General features: G+C 59.0%; 1 pseudogene. It reads left to right on the top strand.

Annotated elements, in window-relative coordinates:
- Positions 1-234: pseudogene (locus VSR34_RS39395) on the top strand (IS5/IS1182 family transposase); the annotation flags it as partial.

Genomic DNA, 234 nt, shown 5'->3' with positions numbered 1-234 from the left:
TCAATGAAGTAGTGGCGATCGCCGAGAAGAAGTGCCTACTCTCGGGCGAGCACTTCAGTGTGGACGGAACGCTGATCCAGGCGTGGGCGGGGCACAAGAGCTTCGTGCCCAAAGACAGTGACGATCAGGACAGCGAAGGTGGTGGCGGGGGCGACTTCAAGGGCGAGAAGCGTAGTAACGAGACGCATGAGTCCAAGACCGATCCCGATGCACGGCTCTATCGCAAAGGCAAGA

The organism is Paraburkholderia sp. JHI2823 (assembly GCF_038900695.1).
GTDB classification, from domain to species: domain Bacteria; phylum Pseudomonadota; class Gammaproteobacteria; order Burkholderiales; family Burkholderiaceae; genus Paraburkholderia; species Paraburkholderia mimosarum.
Note: the sequence above shows the minus strand (reverse complement) of the source record. Positions and strands in the feature narration are given on the sequence as shown.